The sequence below is a fragment of the Candidatus Hydrogenedentota bacterium genome (genome assembly GCA_018005585.1).
Lineage (GTDB): Bacteria > Hydrogenedentota > Hydrogenedentia > Hydrogenedentales > JAGMZX01 > JAGMZX01.
Map to the genome: position 1 here is coordinate 1 of JAGMZX010000278.1, position 3,407 is coordinate 3,407.

The window sequence follows — 3,407 nt, forward strand, 5'->3', positions numbered from 1 at the left end:
ACGCGGGACTGGGCCGTCGACAAGCGCGCCTTCGTCTTCGACCTTTCGCCGTGGGGCGACGAACTGCCCAAGGACGACCCCGGCCAGCCGCTCGGGACCGACCTCGAAACCTATCGCATGATCCTCGCGGAAACGCTCCGGCAATCCGCCGGGGAGCACATGACGGAACTGACCGGATTCTTCGCATTCTGGAAATACAGCAACGTCGACGGGTACCCGAGCAAGCACGAACCCGTGCCCACGGAATGGGAGACGGTCTATCTCATCTCGCCGTACAACTGCTACCAGAATACAATCTCGAGCGACTGCTACAACCAGTCCTTCCACAGCCGCGCGCCGTTTACACCGCTGCGTCAGGCGCGGCTCGCGCCCCGGGACGCGGTGGAAGAGAAGGCGTATGTCTGCATTCTCATGGCCGACTACGATTCCGCGACGCCGCTCTACGATTTCCTGCCCAAGTTCTGGGACGACCCGAACCGGGGCAAGTTGCCGCTCGCGTGGGGGATCAATCCCAACCTGATCGAGACCTACCCGGACGTCATCGCGTATTTTTACGAAACCGCCACGCCGAACGACCATTTCACAAGCGACGCAAGCGCCGCCGGGTATTTCAACCCGAACCGCGTCGAGCCGCGGCACCTGCCGCTGCTGGTCGAGCACAACCAGCGCTTCTTCCGCGATACGGACATGACCATCGCGCCCATGGTGCTCGATTGGGACGCGCCCACGGACGCCGTGAAGGACGCCTTCGCGCAATTCGCGCCGGACGGCTACGCGACCATCGTCATGGACCTGCACAATACCGGCGGCGCGTTGCCCGAGCCGCACGTGTGGAAGGGCATGCCCGTCCTCGAACTCATCAACAACACGTGCAATTTCGCGAACCCGAAACAGACCGCCGACGCCGTGTTCGGAGCAATCCTCGAGCGCGGGAACAAGACACCCGGATTCTACTTCTTCCGCATCGTGTGGACCCCGCCCGCGTCCATCCTCGAATCGCTTGACGTGTTCCGCCGCGAGCATCCCGAAATACCCATCGAAGTTGTCGACCCCTACAACTTCTTCCGCCTGTTCAAACTACACTCCGGTTAAGAACCCTTGCGGGGTCTGCGCCTGGCCGACGTACACCCTATCCAGGGCAGGTCCAAAGATAGGCATCCCTGGGCAGCGCGAGGATTTGCCTGCGCGTTTCGCGCCGTTCGCCCGCGCAATCGCTTCCTTTTCTTGTTGTCGCGAAGCCTCCTTCCTTGTGCCGGGACACAGGCACTGAGACTGCTCATGATTAGGAATGCCCATCTCTGGGGACAATGGGGCAAGCGCGCGCCGCTGGACGGCCTCGCATCACGATTGGAAATGGCGAGAATCCCCGATGTTCGTCGAACTGGTGGAAGGACGGTCTCGAGTGCTTGACGCGTATTCCATCCCCTACGTGATTATCGGCGGTCAGGCCGTGCTCCCGTACCGCGAAACCAGACTCGCCTAGGACATGGATGTTGCTCTTGGCGCCTCGCCCGGCGAACGGTTTGCGGACATGCGCGTGGCCGCAACGGAGGCGGGCCGCACCCCCCTCGCCAGCGGCGTCGCGGCTTTTGCGCACGAAACCATGGCGCCGCCCTGTTCAAGCCAGGCCGGCCCACACGTCAGCTAACGCAACAGGTCCGCCCGTCTTCAGACACGCGCCCCAAGTTCGCGGCACACCATCCAGTCACAAGCACGCGTCACGGTCCGCACAAACGGAGGGGCGCCGCTTCGCGCGGCGAACCTGCGCGGACACGGAATACCTGCGGGACGTACAGGTCAATGGAATCCAGCTTCTTGATTTCCGCGCACGCTAATCCGGCGTCGTTGATTTCGTATGCGGCGCGAAAGAGTGGCTGGTACAGCCGGAAGAAGCCAATACGGTCCCGTTCCACGGCCTTCGCAAAGGCATCCCCGGCCCGCTCCATTTCGCCCTTTTCCGCCAGCGCAAGCGAAAGCGCGAACTGCCCCAGGCTCGAGTCCGGGCGCAATGCAATTGATTTCAGGGCGGCTGCCTCCGCCAGTTCCGCGCAGCCTTCATCACTGAGCGCGATGCTGAACTGTGCAAACGTGTACGCGCCGCGCGGCCAGTCTGTTTCGACAATATGCCGCAGCCGGGCAATCGCATCCTGGCCGGCTTCCGCGCCGGCCGCGCCGGGCAGACCCATCTCCCCGAGCAGCCGCGCACAGTCATAGTCTGAACAAGGCTGCGCTTCCGGACGAACGCATGGCGCGGCCGGGTCGCGTTCAATGCCGTAGACCGTAATCCCCCCCATGCCCGGGAAAAACGCCGCGGTAAACCGAAGCCCGCGGCTGCGAAGCCCTGCTTCCAGCCGGTCCAGAGGCAGCGGAGGGGAGTCAAATTGCATCTCGACCACGGCCCACACGCGAAACGGACGGACGGACGGCGGGGACAAGAGCGGAAGATGCCGGCCGGCCTTTTCACAAATGGCCTCGAGCGTGTATGCCGGCAGAATAGGCCTTTCCGCCGGGCCCAAGGCAATCCGGAACGTCTCGGCGGCAAAGAAACGCCCGCGAACCAAAACAGGCTCATCCGTCGCGGCGTTCTTCTCGACGTAGCGCGCGGCGCCCGACCAGTCAAAGCGCGTCTGTTCATGCATGACGAGCACCGTCTGATAGCCAAAGACGGCCACGGTCACCGCCACCCCCGCAAGCCGCAGATAACGGGACCGCAGCGCCCCGAGGACCACGCCAACCGCTATGTACGTCGTGAAGGTGCTGTACAGGGTATATTGCGGCATAAGCACGGGACGGAACGCATACGACAGTCCCACGAGCACCAGCAGCGGCAGCGTATGGACGGTCAGCAGGAATACCCCGGCAATACCGCGTTGCCGCGCGCTCGCATCCCCCCGGCCGCGCCAGCAGCGCCGCCACGCACGGGCGGTTCCTGCCAAGAACAGCAGCAGACACGCGCCAAACACCACCAGCATGGCGAGATTGAACAAGCCGTATCCCTTCAGAAATCCCGCCATCGTATACGGGCTGTCCGGAATGCAGGAACAGGTGTGCGTGTGGAACATCCACGCCTGGCTCAACGTAACGGCGTCGTCAACAAGCCAGTCCACCAGCAACGTCATCCAACTGAATGTATACGCGTCCTCTTCATAAGAAACCGTGTAGGGCGCGGACTGTAGCAGCCAATGGGTCAGAGGAAGCAGGCACAAGAACTGCACGAGACCCCATGCCAGGATCCAGCGGAATCTGTTGGCTTCAAACAGAAACAGCGTGAGCAGTTGAACGAAGGGCAGCAGCAGCGTCAACGGGTGTATCCAGAACAATGCAATATTCGCTGCCGCATTGCCGCACCACCACCGTTTGCGGCCCTCTTGAAGAATCCCCAGAAAACTCATGATGGAAACGAGAGT

Annotated in this window: 2 protein-coding genes; one reads left to right on the plus strand and one right to left on the minus strand. The window is 62.4% G+C overall.

Going from position 1 to position 3,407, the window contains the following annotated elements:
• Window positions 1-1,092 (plus strand): hypothetical protein (locus tag KA184_23705; GenBank protein ID MBP8132597.1); only part of this gene is annotated, 1,092 nt, incomplete at its 5' end.
• A 626-nt stretch (window positions 1,093-1,718) separates the two neighbouring features.
• Here the strand turns inward: KA184_23705 and KA184_23710 are convergent.
• The coding region (locus KA184_23710; GenBank protein MBP8132598.1) for a hypothetical protein at window positions 1,719-3,407 on the minus strand (1,689 nt) is incomplete at its 5' end.